Raw genomic sequence first — 17,677 nt, 5'->3', positions numbered from 1 at the left:
GAGGATCATGCCTATGGTTTCACCTCCGTCCGGACCTCCCGCATGGGCAGATCTGGACTGCGTAACTCCACCATGAAGCTCCCGTGATGCGCTTCCTTGGTCAATATGGACCAACTCAAGGGGGTCGCCGTCACCGGTTGCTGTAGGTACAACGGCGGATCGAATTCCACTCCAGGATTTCCTGCTCCCGCTCCCAAAGCAACGCTGGTTGTGTCAATCAAACTGCTGCCTTCCTTGATTCTCAACTCCCAAGTGTTATTGGTTCCATCTATAAGGTGGAGGTCCCTATACTCCAGCTCGAACAGCTGGCCGTTCAGGTAGAACGTGAACTCCTCCAGCCAGCTATCTTCGTCGCGTGTAATCCCTGACACGGGGGGTGACGTTGGCATGTCATTCATCAAGGGCATGGCGAACTGCAACACAAAAGCCCTGTTGTGTGCTTGGTCGGTAGATATGGACCAGCTCAAGGAACGACTCCCTTGTTCCATCGCAACCGGCTGCCCCAACGGCGGATCGACAACAAGGTCTTGTGCCTCTTCGCCAGGCTTGTATTCCAGAAGAATCCGGGCATTCGGATCGCCGATCAGCCAACTATCCTTATAGTCGAGCTTCAATGTACAAAGCTGTCCGGCGAATACGTTCAGTTTTATTTCAGGCCACTGTACTCGAGTGTTGTTGACGTAAGGCGTGAACTCACTCAACCACGTCGTCTCATCGGGCACCAACTCAAATTCAATATGCTCAACCTCCCACCCAACGTACCCGCCCCGTACCGTGGCCTCTAAAAGTCCCCGTCTCACGCCAGGCAAATTGAACGCCACGCGGGCTTGCCCATGATCGTCCGTGCTCGTCGGAGCGAGCGTCAGGCTGGGGTAATCCCACATTACCTCGACACCCTGCAACGGTTCGCCGGTCAAGGCCGACACTACCGTTACCACCGCTGAAACCAACTCCCCTAGATGCCCATTTGGCTTAGGGCTAGTGAGCGACTGGATTTCCCGGGGCTCGTTCAGGAAATAGGACAACGTCACCGATTCCGAATACGCCTCATCGCCTACCGTCGCAGTCAGTTGGGCCGCGCCCGGCGTAACAGGAACAAAACATACCTTCGCCACCCCATACCAGTTGGTCACTGAGGTCAATTCACCAAGATCGGGGCTGCGCCAGGTCACTGTCCACCCGGCCATTGGCTTACCATTGATCGCCGAGAGCAATTTGACCTCGGCGTAAAGCTCGCTTTCCCAATCCAGAACCTGAAGGGCGCTGCCACTCAAGATCAACTTCAGCGCCTGCGAACCTGACCCCACGGACATCGCATTGGCAGGTGATAAATGCGCCAGTCTCGTTGCCGACAAACGCAAGGCGAAACTGCCGTCTTTAAGGTCATTCACCTTGAATGCGTAATCCAATCCTTCACGCGGGAATTTTCTCGCCACGCCAAGAGCGGACGGTAAAAACTCCAGGCCCAGCTCAGCAGGTCCGCTCCCGGTCAGGCCCAATGTCACCTCATGATTGAACAAGGGGCTGTTCTCCGGCGCTTGCAGCATCAAGTTATGGCTGCCTTTACGACGAGGAAAATAAGTCTTTTCGCCCCAACGCTGCGGCGGTTTACCATCAAATTGGACAGTCAGCGCTGCCCAGGGATCATCGGCCAATGGGGTGACAGTCAGCACCTGAGGGTTCTCGAAGTCGTCATACGGGCTGCTGACCGATGCCGTCACTTCATGGGGCTGGGCGTCGGACGGCGCCAACGCAAACCCGGACCAACCATCGGCGTCGGTGGATACGTCAGTTGGCGCTCCCCCTGCCCTCCAACTCACCGGCACCTGATCGACAGCAAGTTCGGTGAAATGAGAAAAAACCTGTACCCACAGCCACGCAGGGGCCTGCCCCACAACCGGGTCTACCGGCGAATCGCGCCTGTCCTGAATTCGGACTTTGTTATGCCCCAGCATCATTGGCTTGGCGGTTGCGGCGAAGTCCAGCTGTGGCAGTCCCCAAGCAAGGGCAAACTGCCCCGATTGCTCACTGACGGTAAAATCCAGCGTCCAGATTGCACCGCCGTCATTGACAGGTTGCGCATTGGCGAGGGGCGGTTCAACGGTTGCGTTCAACTGCTCGGCAGAAGTCCCGGACCATACCAATATTGATGCCAGCCCAACCAAAGGACTCAATGCATTAGGCAAAACACTGAAACGGTGGAGAGCCCCCAGGCACGGATAAAGTGCTTGGTCATTCAACTGCGCCGGTATCTGGTCGAGTCTCAGGCTGACTTCTTCCGCCAGACTCTCGGAGACCAAGCGCCCAGCCAATTCCCGGAAGGCAGAGACACTTTCAAGGCGTAGCTCCAATTCAAACAGGCTGCTGGTACTGCCATTGACCTGCGATGACAGCGTCCATTGCGCACCGTCTGCCACCAGCGGCTTGGGTGTTCCAAGATCGGCGGGCTCCAGTCCAATGTCTGGTGCGGCCCCTCGCCAATGCAAGCTAATGTTTTTTCCGATCCAGCTACTACCGCTATTCGGCACTACCTTCAACGTATGGGTCCGACCACGCCTGCAGAGCACGCCGAGGGCATTACGCTCGACTTCTAGCTCATCGAGGAGAATCGTGACCTCGTTTTTCCAAGGGCTGGTCGCGATCGCTTTCACATCGAATGGATGCTCCACCGCAACGGCCTCGGCGTGGGCCTTGATGCTAGCGGTGACAACTTTGTCCCCTGCGGTTCGCGGCTGGTATAGCACGCTCGCCCAACCACCGGCCCCCGTGGGAACGCTGGAAATCGGTCCATCCGTATCCTTCCATTCGACCCGCGCGTTGACGACCGGATCACCGTCACCAGCAGCTATAACGTGCACCACTTGCACCCGCAACAACACGCTTTCGTTTTCGTCCACGATTGGAAACTTATTGGCCCCGCGGACTTCGCCAACCCTGACCAGATTACGCGCCAGCGACATGGTTTTTTTCGGCGAAGGCAGCAACAGTTTCGAGCAGGCCAACTCCAGGTAGAATCGGCCATCGAGCTCATCTTCGCAGATCAAGGTCCAAATGATCCTGTCCTCGAGTACAGGTACCGCAACTTCGAGGGCAGGTTCGACAACAACGCGCAACTGCTCATGGGGATCACCGCTCCAATGCAAGGACAAATCCGTACCCAACAACGGACTGGCCGCCGGCAACTTCAAGTCCAACGCATAATCCGTGCCCCGATTGGGATAGCCGGTCTTTTCGTCCCAGCGCGCCTCCTCCCCCTCAACGACCACCAATACGTCGTTCCACGGATCCGTCTCAAGGACCCGAACCGCTAAGGCTTGCGTCACGACACCGGTAGCGTAATAGAGGCTTTCGACCGACGCCTCGATCTCAAACTGGCCGGCCCGGGTTGGCTGGTAATCGAAATAGGCCCAGCCTTGGTCGTCAGTCAGGGCAACCGTTTTGACCTGGCCAGGCGTGACGGTCCAATTCACCGTCCGCCCACTCAGAGTCTGATGGGTGTAATACGAACCGACCTGAACCCCCAGGCGAACACTTTGTTCGTACTCGAGCACCGGGTAATAGGCCGCTTCACGCACGTCGAGGAAGGCCAACCGGTGGTGCCCCAACGAAACCTCCAGCGGATAAGGGTCGGCGGTGTACTGGTTGAGCAGATCCATCGAAAACAGGTAGGGTTCGTCCTCTCCGATCAATGGGCAGTCGAGTGTCCAAGGCAAATCCAGAGGTTGATTCTCGCCCCAGGCCGGCGTGGCGACAATCGCCTCCAGTGGATTGTCGTGGTCGGTCAGCGCTGCCTGTGTGCCCAACCAGATGCTGTCCGGCTCGGGTATAAACTCAAGTTGATGGGACTGGGACTCCGTTGCCCCCAGGCACATATATAAGGGACCGGTTGGCGCGAGGGATTGCTCGTCGAGCTTGAGCACTTGCATGACAACAGGCTCCAGATGCAAGTGGAGCTGGATGCGGGCGATACAGACCGCCGATATGTAGTCCCCGGGTGCGTTGGGGGGGCTGAATACGCTGACAATCAGCGTATCCTGCCCGTTGAAGGACAGATCCAGCTCGACTTGATATTCCTTCGGCAAGAACTCCAGTAGCTCTCCGCTCTTCAGTCGAGCCTGATCCTCCCTTGCATTGCGGGTTTGGCCAGGCGACAACGGGATATCCAACTGCTCCTCCCGCCCATCAACTTCAATCCTCAACGTACCTGCTTCGGCGTGTCGCATCTCGCAAAGAAAAGTGAGGATGTAGCGAGCCTGAATGCCTGGGTCCTTCGGAGCCGTCAACGGCTGACTGACTGATGAGCTATTGCCAGCAGATAGCAGACGAATCATCTCTCCGTTATACATTTCGCTATCTATACCCAGCCAGCTCGGATTGGTTGGCCCCTTCCTCCAGTGACTGAACGATTGTGCAAAATCTCCATTAATCACCAGGCTGTCGTTGGCCCTGATCGAGCTATTCATAAGCGTCTACTCCTTCGAAGCTTGCTTGAACCCATCGGGGATTTCCGACGCTCTTACCCGGTCCTCGACGGCCCGTGTGAAGGTCGGCTCGCCGGCTTTCGCCGTGTAGCGAATGCGCACGATAATGTCGGTCAAAGACGCAAGCACTTGTTGTTGCGGGGCCTTCGTCGGCCATGGGAACTTCACCATCCAGCGCGAGACAACGCCGGTATTTTCAAAGGGGTTGAGCAATCCCTCATCCGGTTTCATCGCCGTCATGCCGTTATCACCCAGCCCCATTGACAAGGCTATTTGCTGACCACTGCGCAGGTTTATCTGGATATCTGAAGGCGCCACGAACTCTCCCGGACTGTGCAGATAACGCACCGATTGCACCGACGCCTTGGTGGCGATCATGCTGCCGATCTGCAGCAAGGTGGCTCGCACATTTTCGAAGGGCCCGGTCACCACTGGCAGATCGACCTCGACTGCACTGATTTGCCGGCAGTAATGCCCGGGATGATCGCGATCGAAAAGCAGTTGGGTGAGTGCGAACTCCAGCGTCCCATGGGTCTGTAACTGGAGCAGCGCAGCCTCCCAACTATCAACGCCGGCTTGACGCTCGACCGGATCATCAAAAAGCCGACGCAGGGAAACGGTCTTGACCAGCTCCATCCGTCGCTCATGGCGTTGCAGATACTCACGCTCCATGCGCAACAAATGTCCGTGTAAATGTTCGCCGGCGGTCAAGCCGTGGCGGTTGTCCAGCCAGACTTGTGGCAAAGGGATCTGGGCATCGTAATCGCCGGTCTCGGCAGTCAATGCGGCCTGGGCATTGAGGCACAGGCTGACGACCGCGTCATAAGCCTGATAATGCAACGCTTTGAGCTGGCCCAGTAGCCAGCCGAACAGTTCGGCATTGCTCGCGCGTTTTTTAATGAAGTTGTAAACCGTCAAGGCCTGGCTGTTGGCTGTCAGCGTTTGCGCCAGGGTCGTTTGCGCGGCCTGCAAGGCGTGGGTCTGTGCGGTGATTTGGGCGTCGATGGCCCGTACCTCCGCCAGCGCCTGATCGCGTTGCAGTTGCCACTCTTCACGGCGCCGGCGATAGCCCTCGGTGGTCGCCTGCTTATCCGCGTCGATCTGCATCGCCGACGCAGCGACACTCAATACAAAACTCACCGCGTCGAAGGCTTTGTCCAGACGATGCCCGCCGTTGGCCAAGCCGAAGATTGTGGGCACCGCCGCCACGACCGCTCCCGCCGGTTTGATACTCGACGAGGCCAATTCGAGCTTTTTCGACAGTTGCAGGTTTTCCATGACCTGGTATTCAACCCCCGAGACGTTTTCGTCGTAGCGTCGCGCGTACGCCTCGGCCCTCTCCTGGGCCATGGCACGACTTTGCTCCAACGCGGCCGTGCTCGCTTGCAATTGGGTAATGCTCTGTTCTTGAACGGTCTGGGCGTAGCTTCCCAGTTCCACCAGGTGGTTTTGTTGCATTTCCTCCTGCTCGGCCCGGTCGCGCTGCTCGAGCAAACGCAGGACCTGGTTCCCGTGGTCCTGCAAGCTCTGCACGGCGCGCAACGCCGTCTCGTAGGTCACGCGCCAGCGGAACGCACCGACCACCAGACGCCCGCCCATAGGCCTTGCCCCCCCACTCCCAGCCGCCAGGTCCCGTAGCAATTGATTGGGATCGGTGGGTGGGCTGAACAGTGGGATGTCCAGCGGCTTGCCATCGAGCGTGAGGTTATTGCGCAGGTTATACAGGCGCTGGTCGGGCAAATCGTAGAGCGCCAGCAATTGCTCATTGATTGGTGCTTTGAACGGCTCGTTTGCCAGCAGTCCCAACAGAGGTGGCGCCTCGGCGGTGGCCGGAAAGTCCGCCAGACTGAACACCAGCTCTTTCTCGAACTGTTCAAGCGCCGGCCGCGACAAACTTTTGTTCATCAGGCTTCCCACCGTGTCCGTCTCCCAACGGTTCACCGTCCGGACCTCAGGCGCCTTGCCCATCAGGAACTCGGCCTGGACGTAACACAGCTTGGCCGCCACCAAGCTGTCGCGGGTGAGCTGGCGGTAATACCAGTCGCCCCAGGCGATCAGGTTTTTAACGTATTCAGTGAACACCACAATCTGGAAGTGCCGGGGCGCCGAATACCCGATGGCATCGGGATCGGTGGGGGCATCGGCTTCACAACCCAGGTTACCTGGACCATTCAAGGGCCGGCAGCGCCAATATAGAGGCTTTGGATTCGCAACAGCAGACTGTCCGGGATCGGCCGGCGCTTGTGGATCGAACAGGTAGTGCAGCCAATTCTGCGCTTCGAGAAAACGGTCCTCAGCACGCAAGCGTGCAGCCACCAAGTGGGGCAGATGAAAAAACAGCTCCCAAAAAAATAAACCGTTGGCGCCGTTGAAAGCACCGTTGGGTTCCGAAAAACCAGGCACGCCCAGGGGAGGTGGTTCCGACAGGAATTGTGTATCCCAATCCAGTACCGCATTGACGGAAATATTGGAACGTTGCACCAGTTCCGGACCAAACAGCGAATTCAGGCGGGTGTATTTGAGTGCAAGCCCCGACTGGTTGAGGGAAAGGAACTGCGCCGCATCGAGCGTGTTCTTGGACAGAGTGACGGGCGTGAAGTCCGTTAGGTCTTTGACCGTCAGTTGAAATCGTTTGCGCCCGTGGCCGCCTGTTTCAGCGCCGAACAAAAAGACCGGATCTTGCCACGAGCCCTTCAGCCGCTTGAACTCCAGCCATTGCGTACTCCAGCCACCCGCAACGGGGAACGCTTTATCGATCGGGGCCGGATCGCCCGATGCGGGGTGTTGCAGTTCCAGTTTCAGAGTTACATCATTCCCAGTCAGCCCCGTTGGCCTACAGAAACCCTGCACGAACAACTTATCGTCATTACCCACACGAAACGCCACCGCCTGCAAACCCAAGTACGGCGTCAAGGAGCCTGACACAGCATCGGAAATAACCATCGTCGGCTGATTCGTCAGCGGATGTTGAACGGTCTCGGCAGTGGTAAAACGAATGAGTGCAGCCTTTTCCAACCAACCGCCGTCGTCCCAATCCACGGGACGGAACAGCACATCACGCACCGCAAATACCTTCAAGTCCTCGCCGATCAGCATAACCCCCAGCCTGCCCTTGGGATGACTTTGATCGGCCCAAACGGTCGCGATCAGCCGGGCGCTTTGGGGAGGATTATCCTCGTCCCGCGCGGAACTGTGCAGGCTCAGCGGTGCCGACCAGTTGCCGTTCTGGGCCATGAAAGAGACATTGATATCCAACCTGGGCGGCAAGCCTTCACTGCCTTCCTGCCCCTCCACCTTCGCTTGCCACTGCGCCCATACCAGGCAAAGTCGACCGCTCCAGAACACCGGACGCATGTCCAGGACCATTGCGCCGGCCGGGATATCCACGGGTTGCCATTCGCTCCATGCCGCCGGATTGATCGCGACGCAAGCAGAAGAGAGTTCAACTTCTGCCTTGCGCCAGAAGTATTGGAAAGGCGGCACCCGCTGCCGACCGACAAAATAATAATCGGCATGGTCGGGCGTGGCGCCATCCATATAGCCGCTGATCACGTCCAGGTTGCAGATTTGTTCGAAGGATTGCAGATAATCTTGCAGAGCCGCCTGAACGGAGTCGGCGTTCAAGCGTGTCTGGTTGAGGTTGTTTTCCAGGGTTTTGAACAGGCTGGTCTTGCGGCGCCGCACAAACGGATTGATGAAGTTTTCCGGGTAGAGGGCGATCAATTGCAGTGCCGCCCAGTCCGGATAATTGTTATACAGTTCCCACGTGGCCAGATCGCGCTTGTCGAATTCGATTTTTTCGTAGCCGGGCTCCAGTTTACGGTAAGCGGCATGAATGAACTGCTGAGCGCAGCTGGTCGCTTCGGCGACCCAGGAGCTTTGCACCGGGTAGCTGTCCAGCGGATCCATGCGCAGCAGTTCGAACAGGTCCGCCGGGGTTCGCAAAAAGTTGTATTTCCCGCCAGCTGTTTTGACCTGACCGAGGCAGTATTCCACCAGGGCAGTACGACGCTTTTCGAGAAGTTCAGCGAGATTATTAAGCGCCATGCTCCTTACTCCTGGCTAGCAAACGTAATGGGCTCGAAGTGGGATCTGCGCTCACTGCCCTCGGCCAAAATGCTGATTTCGAATGTTCCACCCGTCGGGCTGGAAACAAACGACCGTGCCTGCCCCTCCTGGTTGGCGAATGCCTGCCTGGGGCGAAAAACCAGTTGTCCATCTGCGGGTTCTGACGTTTCGATGAGCCATTGCACAAGGCTGTTTTTTCCCAGGTTTCCACAATCGTCCATCAACGTGCCGTAGAGTTCGATTTCCTGGCCGTACGTCACCTCACCCAACGGCACCGGTGACCGCAGCGGTACCGGAACTCGAAGGGATAGAACGTCGGCGGTGACATGAATGCTGGGCGCGTACTGCGGTTCGAACAGGTCCAGCCAATACAGTGGGGTGTCCGTGCCCATCACCTTGCCCGGTATGAACTCCACCGCAACTTTCCCGTCGACACCAGTCGCCTTCGCTTCGATAGTCCCCAGTGTGGCGCTCCACCGAACGAAGACACCGCTCAACGGTGCCCCGGCGCGGTCGCGAAGCGTGACGGTGAAAGTGATTTTCTCGTTGGGTTTATTAGCCACGACCTCAGTGTTATCCACGGCAACGGTGATCTTGACGAGCTGCTTCAGATCCTCGGGGGAGGAGGTAAACGCAGACGCACCGGATTCGGTTTCGTTCAGCAAGGCGTGCTCAGCGGCTTCCTTATAGGCCGGTTTGTCTATTCCTTCCGGCAAAATGCCGATCAGGAAAATCGTCAGGGCATCCATGCCGGTGTGTGTAGCCAACTCGCGAACGCGCATCAACAGATCCAGCTGGGTAAGATTCTTCAGGACCTGAGATGTCGGATCGATGTGCCTGAGGCATTCACGCACCTCTTGTACGCTCCAGTTAAAAAACTCGGCGAGCCTGACCCACGATGCTTGTTGGACCAACCCCAGAGCGTCTACCGACAAACTGGGATCCAACGCGTCGACCTCACGCAGATAATCAAGCAGTTTCTGCGCGGGTTGTTCACTGAGCTCAAAGGCATGGGTGAGCGACGTCAGGTAATAAAGCGTGCGCGTCGTGAATGCGTGCTTGTCGTCCTGCCCCAGCCAAGCCCGATAGCCGTAATCCAGGTAGTCCTGCAACAACCCGGCGCCAAGCGCCAGCTTCGCCACCACGGCGCCACGACGGCGCACATCCGTCAGCAGCGCAAGGAGCGGATCAGGCTCTTCGTTGCGTCCCCTGGCAGGCTCCTGGCTATCGGGGGGTAGAGGTGCCCGTTCCAGCACTTGACGCAACAACCGATGCACCGTTGCATTGGCCCAGGTCAAGACATGTAACGCTTGTTCCGAATCGACACCGGCGTAAACCGCAAGGCATTCCTTGGCCACCGATGCTTGGGCGGCCCTGACCTGTAACAAAACGCTGAGCATTATCTCGACAATGGCTGGACGCTCGGGCTCGAACGCTTCGCCCAGACCATCCTTTACCGCATCGTCGAGTTTTTCCCGCGCGAAGATCAGGTACTCGAGTTCAGTTCCCGGATAGGCAATGACCAGCCCATCGGGATCAACCAGCACCGTCAGCAAATCCAGCCAGTTGCCCCCCGCCAAGGGAGGTACACCGGCCATCAGTAACGCCGTCTCGGTGAAAAGCGCGCCAGGTAGGAGATTGAGCACCTGCTCTAAAAATTGGCGCTCAGCATCGGTGGCGGCCTGAGCTTGCGGTGGCGACACCTGTTGCAACATCCAAAGCACCGGAAGGTTGCGGTCCGCGCACCACTGCGTACAGGCCTGCATGGCATGTAGCAGGTTGAGCACATCCGGTGACTCGCCCGGGGTTGGATTGACGCGAGGAGCCCCCGCCACGCCGTTGAGCCAAGGCTCTCCACCGAGCAACGTCAACATCAGAACGCCTTCGACCGGTGTGATTCCCAGCAGCCTGGGCAACCTGACCAAACGGTAAAAACTGGAGATGATCGCCGCGCTGCGCTGAAAGCTGCCGTTCTGGACACTATGAGCACCAGCAACCACTTGAGCCAGATAGGCATAGGTTTTCAGATCGATATTCAATGCGCTGCATAGCCTGGCGACTGTCAGGTCGGACTGCCCGGGCTCGGGCATGACTGGAAAGGTTCCTTCATCAAGCACCAAGGGCTCGCTATAGTCGCCCTGACCATTGAAAATCTGATCGAATTGCGAAGGCGCTTCGCCGCGACCATAAATCGAAAACGTGTCGATAAATACCGCAAAGTCGGGCGCGGTGCAGCCGTATCGCTCGCGTAGCGACTGAAACAATCCAAGTGCACGCACGACACTTTCGCTAATCCACCATTTACCGGCCTGTGCGCCTCCGCGCACTTCAGCATTCATGGCGGCCACCAACAGCGCGTCAACCTGCTCGCAAGGCAGCGCCAGCCATTGGTCCAAGCGCACTTTGCGGTTCATCCGGTCGTACCGATCCAGCCCTATGGACTCGTCAGGAGCGACCGAAAGTTTATGGAGGAAAGACGGGGCGCTGCCGCTATCCGTAATGTGCACAGCCGGATGGGCATTGGCATTGAGGTACACGGAACCGGAGCGGCCGCTTTCCGGTTCTACGGGCTGCGGTTCCGGGTACGTCTGGACGTTGGCAGAGCGCACGGGCGCGAAGCCGCGCACCGACAACAAGGCCTCGAGCCCAAGTGTGCCGAGTTTGGTTCGCTCACCGAAAAACGGTACTTGGTTGAGGTTCTGCCACGACAGCCCCTCACCACCGTAATTCTGCAAATAGAATTCGTCGCGGTCGTCCTCTTTTATAGCTGGCTCAGTCAGTAACTTTCGCTGAAAAGGCCCCAGCCGCGACGCGTGGGCCAAGGCACGACCCGCATCGTTACCCCAGGCTTGAGGCTGCAGAAAATAAGGGAACGAGAGGTCAACCCTGTGGGCAAAATCGCCCACGGACAAATCATGCTGGCGCGCGACCGTATCCAGCGTGACCCAATGTTGGTAGTAAGGAAGCCCGTTGGGGTACCGAGCCTCGATCAAGGCCTGTTCAATATCCGCTGGAGGTTCATGGGAATTGATAAAGGTTTCCAGCACAGGGACGATGATGTCCACCGCCGACACCGACTGATGCACCGCATTGAAATCGACAGCCAGCGGTTTCAAGTCTTTACGCCGATCATGCAACGGCAACTTGAGCGAATCGCCCGAGACCGCCTCGATACGCTGCTCTATCCACCTCAACAGCTCAATCAAATAGGCCACCGGCGAAGTGAGGGACTCCAACGCCTGCGGTGGGCATAACCTATCGAAGCTATCCCCACGCATGAACAGCTGCTCGAAGTTGGGCCCTTGAACCATCGACAACAAACCACCGCCCGCCCCGACCGGCCTGGTGTCAGATCGTTTTGCGTACAAGCTGTGCTCGATGAACTGGCGCCGCACATAAAGCGCCATGCTATTGGCCCGGCGCAGGAACCGATGAGCATCATCCGGCGTCACGCCATAGTCCCTGACCAGCCCCCGCACGCCCTTTTCCACCAGCGGGAAGATGGAGCCGTCTGCCTCAATGTATGTTCGAAGCGCGGGGTATTCGCCGAGTTGCTTTTGGCTGAACAACTGATTCATCAGCTGTACAACAGGCCTGGAGTCCGCCATGACGGGTTTCCTTGAGTCGACATAAACCTAAGTGACCTGACGATGCGGCCAGGCCATGAGTTTGCTGGGATAGATTGGCGTCAGCGAAGGCTTCTCGGCTACTGTCAGATATGACAGTTCATAAAACCGTCCGTCGGCGGCCCAGCGTCAGGGTTGCGAAGAGGGAGGCAGGACGTCGAAGCGCTCGCTTTCAACCCAATCGGAAACCGTGCCGTCCCCCGCGCTGTCCGTGAGGGTTTGCTTGAACCGGCACCAATGACCGCCACTAGGTAACGACAGCACCGCCTCGCCGCGCCAAGCGCCGGCATCGACTGCAAGATTGGCCGCCCAGGCCCGATCGGGGTTGTACCAACTCACGACCTGCCCGACACCCGGCCTGCCCTGGCCTTCGAACCCGACCGGGTTATCGATCCAACGTCCTGTCGTCGGTACATCAATAGAAGGCAGATAAGTCCCCAACACCACCGCTCGCGGCTGCGAATCATCTGATTCGAACTCGTCATACTCCGCCACGGCCACAAGGCCATGGGCACCGCCGGGCTGATCGAGCGTCACGGTGACTGACCAGGTGCGATCTTCCAGCACCGGGCTGCGCCCCAGTATTTTCAGCTCGGAATCGTCCAACCTCACCGTCACGGTGTCCCCGGGTACACCGAAGCCGGATACCACGACCCGTCGTCCGATGTGCTCAGCCGCCGCCGGGGTTTCGATGAACGGCGCGGCAGGGACAACGTTATAAGCCAGCCATGGACCGTACTCGGATTCCTGGTCTTTACCTTTCTCGTCTTTAAAGAACTGCTTGGCCCGGATCGTGGTCTGGCCAACCGGCAACGTCACTATGCGTTTCCAGTTGCCGCCGGAATTCACGGGGACTTCTTCCAGCAGTGGTTCAGCTTGGCCCTGTAGCCAGACATTGACCCGCCCATTCGGCATGCCGTTGCCCGACAGTTCAGCAGTGCGCGGCAGCTTCCCACCGGGCTGTGGCACGTCGAATTGTGGTGGCAACAGCACCACCGTCAGCACCAAATGGGCACTGCGCTCGGATGGCCGGCCATCGAGCGTCTGCTGCGCATCGAGGGTGTACTCGCGAAAGTCCAGTCCCGCAAGGTTGATAAACCATTCGCCATCGGTGGTGAGTAACTTTGGCGCGCCCAGCAGCCTGCCGAATTGAGCGTCGCGCAGTTGCATCGAAGCGCCGCTCATGCCGTTCCGCCCTCGGATGGTCACATCGCGCCCCACCTCACCAGGGCTCGGGTGGGTAATTTCCGGTTTGCGCATGGGCACGGAAACCGTGAACGTCCTGGATGCCGGTGGTGAGTCTTGGCTCGCGGCATGCTGGATAAGTGTCGCGGTGTGGGTGATGTCTGGGGCGAATGGCGTCTCGCGTCGGAACGTCCATCTGCCATTGTTATTGGTAACCGGGTGCTCAGTGTTGCTGTCGCTGTATTTGAGCTTGAGGGAAGCGCCCGGCCAGCAAGTGCCACTCAGATTTGGCGAGAGGCCGTTTTCCACGGGGGAGTCCATGACCGGAGCCAAAGGCGCAATGGTGATTTCCAGCTTGTACCTGTCCGGTGACGACTGACCGTTCAAGGACTGCTGGATGTGGACCTCACGCTTGAATGTCGGGCCCCAAACCTCTTTTACCTGGCTCGACCACGCGCCATTGCGCACATCCACAGGCGGGGCGGCCTCGGAGGCGCCGCCAGGGTCGGCCAGTTTCACTCGTGCTCCGGTGACACCTTTACCCGAGATCGTTGGTTGATAATGCTGCGTGTAGATCACATCGCTTACATCGGGCAGCCCGCGATCAAGAGCAAAGGTGTACGGCTGTGACTCAATCCAGCCGTTGGCATTGTCAGATACTTTCTGAATCGCCTTCAGGCTGTAGGTGCCAAACGGCCAATTCGTCGCCGTCGTTTCCCAGTTGCCGTTCTGTTGTACCGGTGCGTCGGACGGCGGCGTGACGGTCGGGCCACTCAGCACGGTGATTTGGACCGTTGCGCCGAAATAACCGCTGCCTGAGAACTTGATGGAGGTTTCGGTTGGGTTGGTAACGGTGACGCTGGTCAACGCCGGGGGACGGATTCTGAATGACTGAGGGAGGCTGGGCTTCGACTCCTCCAGACTATCAATCTGGATGGCGACCAGCGATATCGGACCAGGAGGGACCTCGACAGGACAGGTCCAAAGAAGTGAAGTCACCGGCTTGCGGCCAAACTCGACGTCCCGATCCCCATCCCTGAAGAATAGAATGTCGTTGTTTGTACGGAGAGTTCCGCCCGCCAGCGTAAAGGACGTTTCTTGTTCCGTACCGGGTCGGGGGGAAGTGATTGTTGGTGGGCTGGGTTGAACTACTGTTACATCTATGTCGTTCGCATAGCTTGACGTTATGCCACCTAATGTCTGCGTGGCTGTAAACCCATGCGATCCTAGCGATAATCCATCACTCAGAGACAGGCTCCACGAGCCCAACTCCGAGACATAAGTAAGTGGATGAGGTACATCCACACCCGATCCACTTTTATGGATCTGTATGCTTGCCAGTGCTACTCCCCTGCCTGAAAAACGCGGTTTAGCTCCAACATAACCCGAAACTGGTTGAAGGATTTCCGGCTTGGGAACGTCCACCATTACACTCACATTCACTGCCCAGTCCGAGGTCCTATCGCCAAGGTGCTGCTGAGCGGTCAATGAATAACTTCCTTTAGGTAACGGATTAAGTAGCGTCGTCTGCCAGCCGTTTGCCTGTACAACAGTCGGAGCGGATAAGATGGTGCCTGTGCCGACCTGATGCACATAAACCGTCGCGCCTATAACACCGCCACCGGCGACCCTTAAATTAGGCAGCACTTGTTGATACTCAGTAGGTGAAGAAATATCTGGAGGCGGAAAAGGCACAAAAATTACCGCTTTCTCGGCGGTAAGGTCCCGTGGATCAGCGACAGGAAAGTGGTAATAAAAACTTAAGTGTATCGTTGCGTTAGTAGCATTTGCCCGGATGGTTTTCGTGTAACTCAAATCGTGCCAGTTGCCATCCTGTGGAGCTCGGCTTTCAAGCCTCTCCCATTCGGGCTGCGCAGCGGGGCTAGTAACTCTCAGATTTAACACTCCAAATTGACCCGAGTAGTAACTTTTGCTAGCCCTATACCTAACGGTCGTTACGTTAAACGAGTCACCGCTATCTGACCATTCATATCTCAGATGCAGTTCGGCCCAAAGGCTTCCGGACTCCCCCTTCAGGTAGATGTCGGTAGCGGCCATTTCGGAATATAAAACGTTCTGCTGGCCATCGACCGGGTCATTTTCCGCCGGTTCGTTTTTTTCAAGATCATCATCCGTGCTCATCAACCACCTCATGGGTATAGGAAGAATGGATTTAAAAATCTGACCAGGTTGTGCTAGTTAAAAACATCATGGGGTGCTCGACACCTGTCAAACCTGACAGTCCCGACCAGCGGCAACACTCGGTGTAAGAGGGTGCCCAACTGACTACAACGCCTTGCGCAACGGACTACAACTCCGCCAGAATCCGCCGGCTTGTGCGCCTTGGCCTTGCCCCGTAACGTGATCCGCGTCGCTGACAACTCAGCGATCGGGTTTAGTCGCTCGGAGGTATAACGGAGTGCATAAGCGTCATCTCAGTAGGGGGGCCACTCTCCCTGCTCAATGGTGGCTGTGCGCAGGGCGCCCTCGGGCGCGCCGGTTTTATCGTTATCCTCCCGGTCGACTAACCTGCGTACAGCCGCCACCCCTCGTTTAGTCGCGAGTCGGTGGTAGCCCATTAAAAGGATGACGATGATGATCAAGCCAACACCCAATCCCCCGAAAAAAGCCTCACGTCCCACCGCAAAAACCCCCGAAGAAATCAACCTCGACAAAGCCGCGCAAAAAGCCCTGGACCATTACCTCAAGCCCAAGGCCGACAAACCGGCCAAGAACCAACGGCAACTGGACTACTTCATCGTCGCCCCCAACGCCGACGCCGAAGGTTTGCTCGCACACACCTACGAAACCTTCTGCTCGGTGAGCACGCTGATCCTGGATTTATCGGAAGACCTGGAAGGCGCCCCGCGCAACCTGGCCTTGGCGATTCACCAGATGGGCGAGATGGGGGTGTTGTTGCTGGAGAAATTGCTCGATAGCGAGGCGAAGGTGCAGCGTTGAGGTCGGCGTGAGTGTCGCACTTACCTTATAAACCGTAATCGCGCACCCGTGGCGAGGCAGCTTGCTCCCGCTGGACGCAGCGTTCCCATGCGCGCGTCAGGGAATACCGGGGCTGCTCCAACGTCGGACCGGTCCAGAGGGGGGAAAGGAGCTCCCCTCACCACGGGTTTACCGAACTTTTAGAGCTTCCACAGCTTACCTGCCCAACGGATTATTGACCTGCAGAACTCGCCGGATTGCGGCCACCCCCACCAGACTTCCCAAACCTGACTTCCTGTCGTCCTGTCATATTCAGATCGGTTAAAAAATTGTCATATATCCAATTGAAATGTACCGTTGCCAAGCGAGCATCTGCCGCCACTGAAAGCGACCGCTCAAAGGCGTGCCACTCACCGTCTTGTATTCCGTCGTCGTTGTTCAACTCGATCCAGCCGGTGTCGCCTTGTGAAACAAGGCCCATTTTTATATTACCCTTGCGGCGATTATTATCTCGGGCGCGATAGCGCAGCGTCTTCGCCGTAAATGTCGTCCCGCCTAGCGACCAAGTACATTCCACCTCCAGGTCTGCCCATTCAGGAAACATGGCAGCCCTTATTACAATAGTTTGTGTTGATGCAACAGCTGACTTGTTCATTTAATGTCTCCCTTCAACCTTCCGACAAACTCTCGATTGTGCGTGTGTTCGATAAATCACCATCCCTTGCTGCCCTTATTGTTACCGTAGGTTCCTTTCCGCTTTCGCTACTTTCCATAACCGCGTCCTGAACATGAAGATGAGTCCGAGGACAACTCAATTGACCCTTGCTCAGTTGAGATTAAAACGCTCCGCGCGACACCTGTAACTTCTGACAGTCCGGACCAATGGCAGCCTCCGGTGTAAGAAAGCTGCAAATTGACTACAACGTCTTGCGCAACGGACTACAGCTGCGCCAGAATCCGCCGGCTTGTGCGCCTTGGCCTTGCCCCGTAACGTGATCCGCGTCGCTGACAACTCAGCGATCGGGTTTAGTCGCCCGGTGGCTAAAACGATGCGCACAAGCGTCATCCAGTCGGGCTCCCTGCCCGCACTTGATGGTGGCTGTTCGCAGGGCGCCCTCGGGCGCGCCGGGCTTCGTTTTTCCACCGGTCGACTAACCTGCGTCCAGCCGCCACCCCTCGTTTAGTCGCGAACCGGGTAGCAGCGTCAATCACGGAAAAACGAAAATGATCAAGCCAACACCCAATCCCCCGAAAAAAGCCTCACGCCCCACCGCAAAAACCCCCGAAGAAATCAACCTCGACAAAGCCGCGCAAAAAGCCCTGGACCATTACCTCAAGCCCAAGGCCGACAAACCGGCCAAGAACCAACGGCAACTG

At 57.4% G+C, this 17,677-nt stretch carries 6 protein-coding genes; 1 reads left to right on the top strand and 5 read right to left on the bottom strand.

The features are described from left to right. Positions 1-11: 11 nt before the first annotated feature. From HU762_RS08800 to HU762_RS26715, 4 genes are all read right to left on the bottom strand, one after another. Complete coding sequence (locus HU762_RS08800) at positions 12-4,463, bottom strand: hypothetical protein (protein ID WP_186635528.1); 4,452 nt, start codon at positions 4,461-4,463, stop codon at positions 12-14. 6 nt (positions 4,464-4,469) lie between these two features. Beyond that, complete coding sequence (locus HU762_RS08795; protein ID WP_186635525.1) at positions 4,470-8,528, bottom strand: neuraminidase-like domain-containing protein; 4,059 nt, start codon at positions 8,526-8,528, stop codon at positions 4,470-4,472. A 5-nt stretch (positions 8,529-8,533) separates the two neighbouring features. Then, entirely contained in the window at positions 8,534-12,157 is a 3,624-nt protein-coding gene (locus HU762_RS08790; RefSeq protein WP_186635522.1) for a Tc toxin subunit A, read from the bottom strand. A 147-nt stretch (positions 12,158-12,304) separates the two neighbouring features. Further along, complete coding sequence (locus HU762_RS26715) at positions 12,305-15,502, bottom strand: hypothetical protein (protein WP_238340370.1); 3,198 nt, start codon at positions 15,500-15,502, stop codon at positions 12,305-12,307. A 453-nt stretch (positions 15,503-15,955) separates the two neighbouring features. Between HU762_RS26715 and HU762_RS08780 the strand changes: the two genes are divergently transcribed. Continuing rightward, positions 15,956-16,321, top strand: coding sequence for a DUF6124 family protein (locus HU762_RS08780; RefSeq protein WP_186635518.1), 366 nt, complete (start codon positions 15,956-15,958; stop codon positions 16,319-16,321). A 211-nt stretch (positions 16,322-16,532) separates the two neighbouring features. On the opposite strand, the gene HU762_RS08775 is transcribed toward HU762_RS08780, so the two are convergent. Next, positions 16,533-16,955, bottom strand: coding sequence for a hypothetical protein (locus HU762_RS08775; RefSeq protein ID WP_186635515.1), 423 nt, complete (start codon positions 16,953-16,955; stop codon positions 16,533-16,535). Positions 16,956-17,677 lie beyond the last annotated feature (722 nt).

Origin of the sequence: Pseudomonas sp. SWRI92, from assembly GCF_014268685.1 — a bacterium.
GTDB classification, from domain to species: Bacteria; Pseudomonadota; Gammaproteobacteria; order Pseudomonadales; family Pseudomonadaceae; genus Aquipseudomonas; species Aquipseudomonas marvdashtae.
The sequence above is the reverse complement of the archived record's forward strand: the minus strand, read 5'-3'. Positions and strand labels throughout refer to the sequence as shown.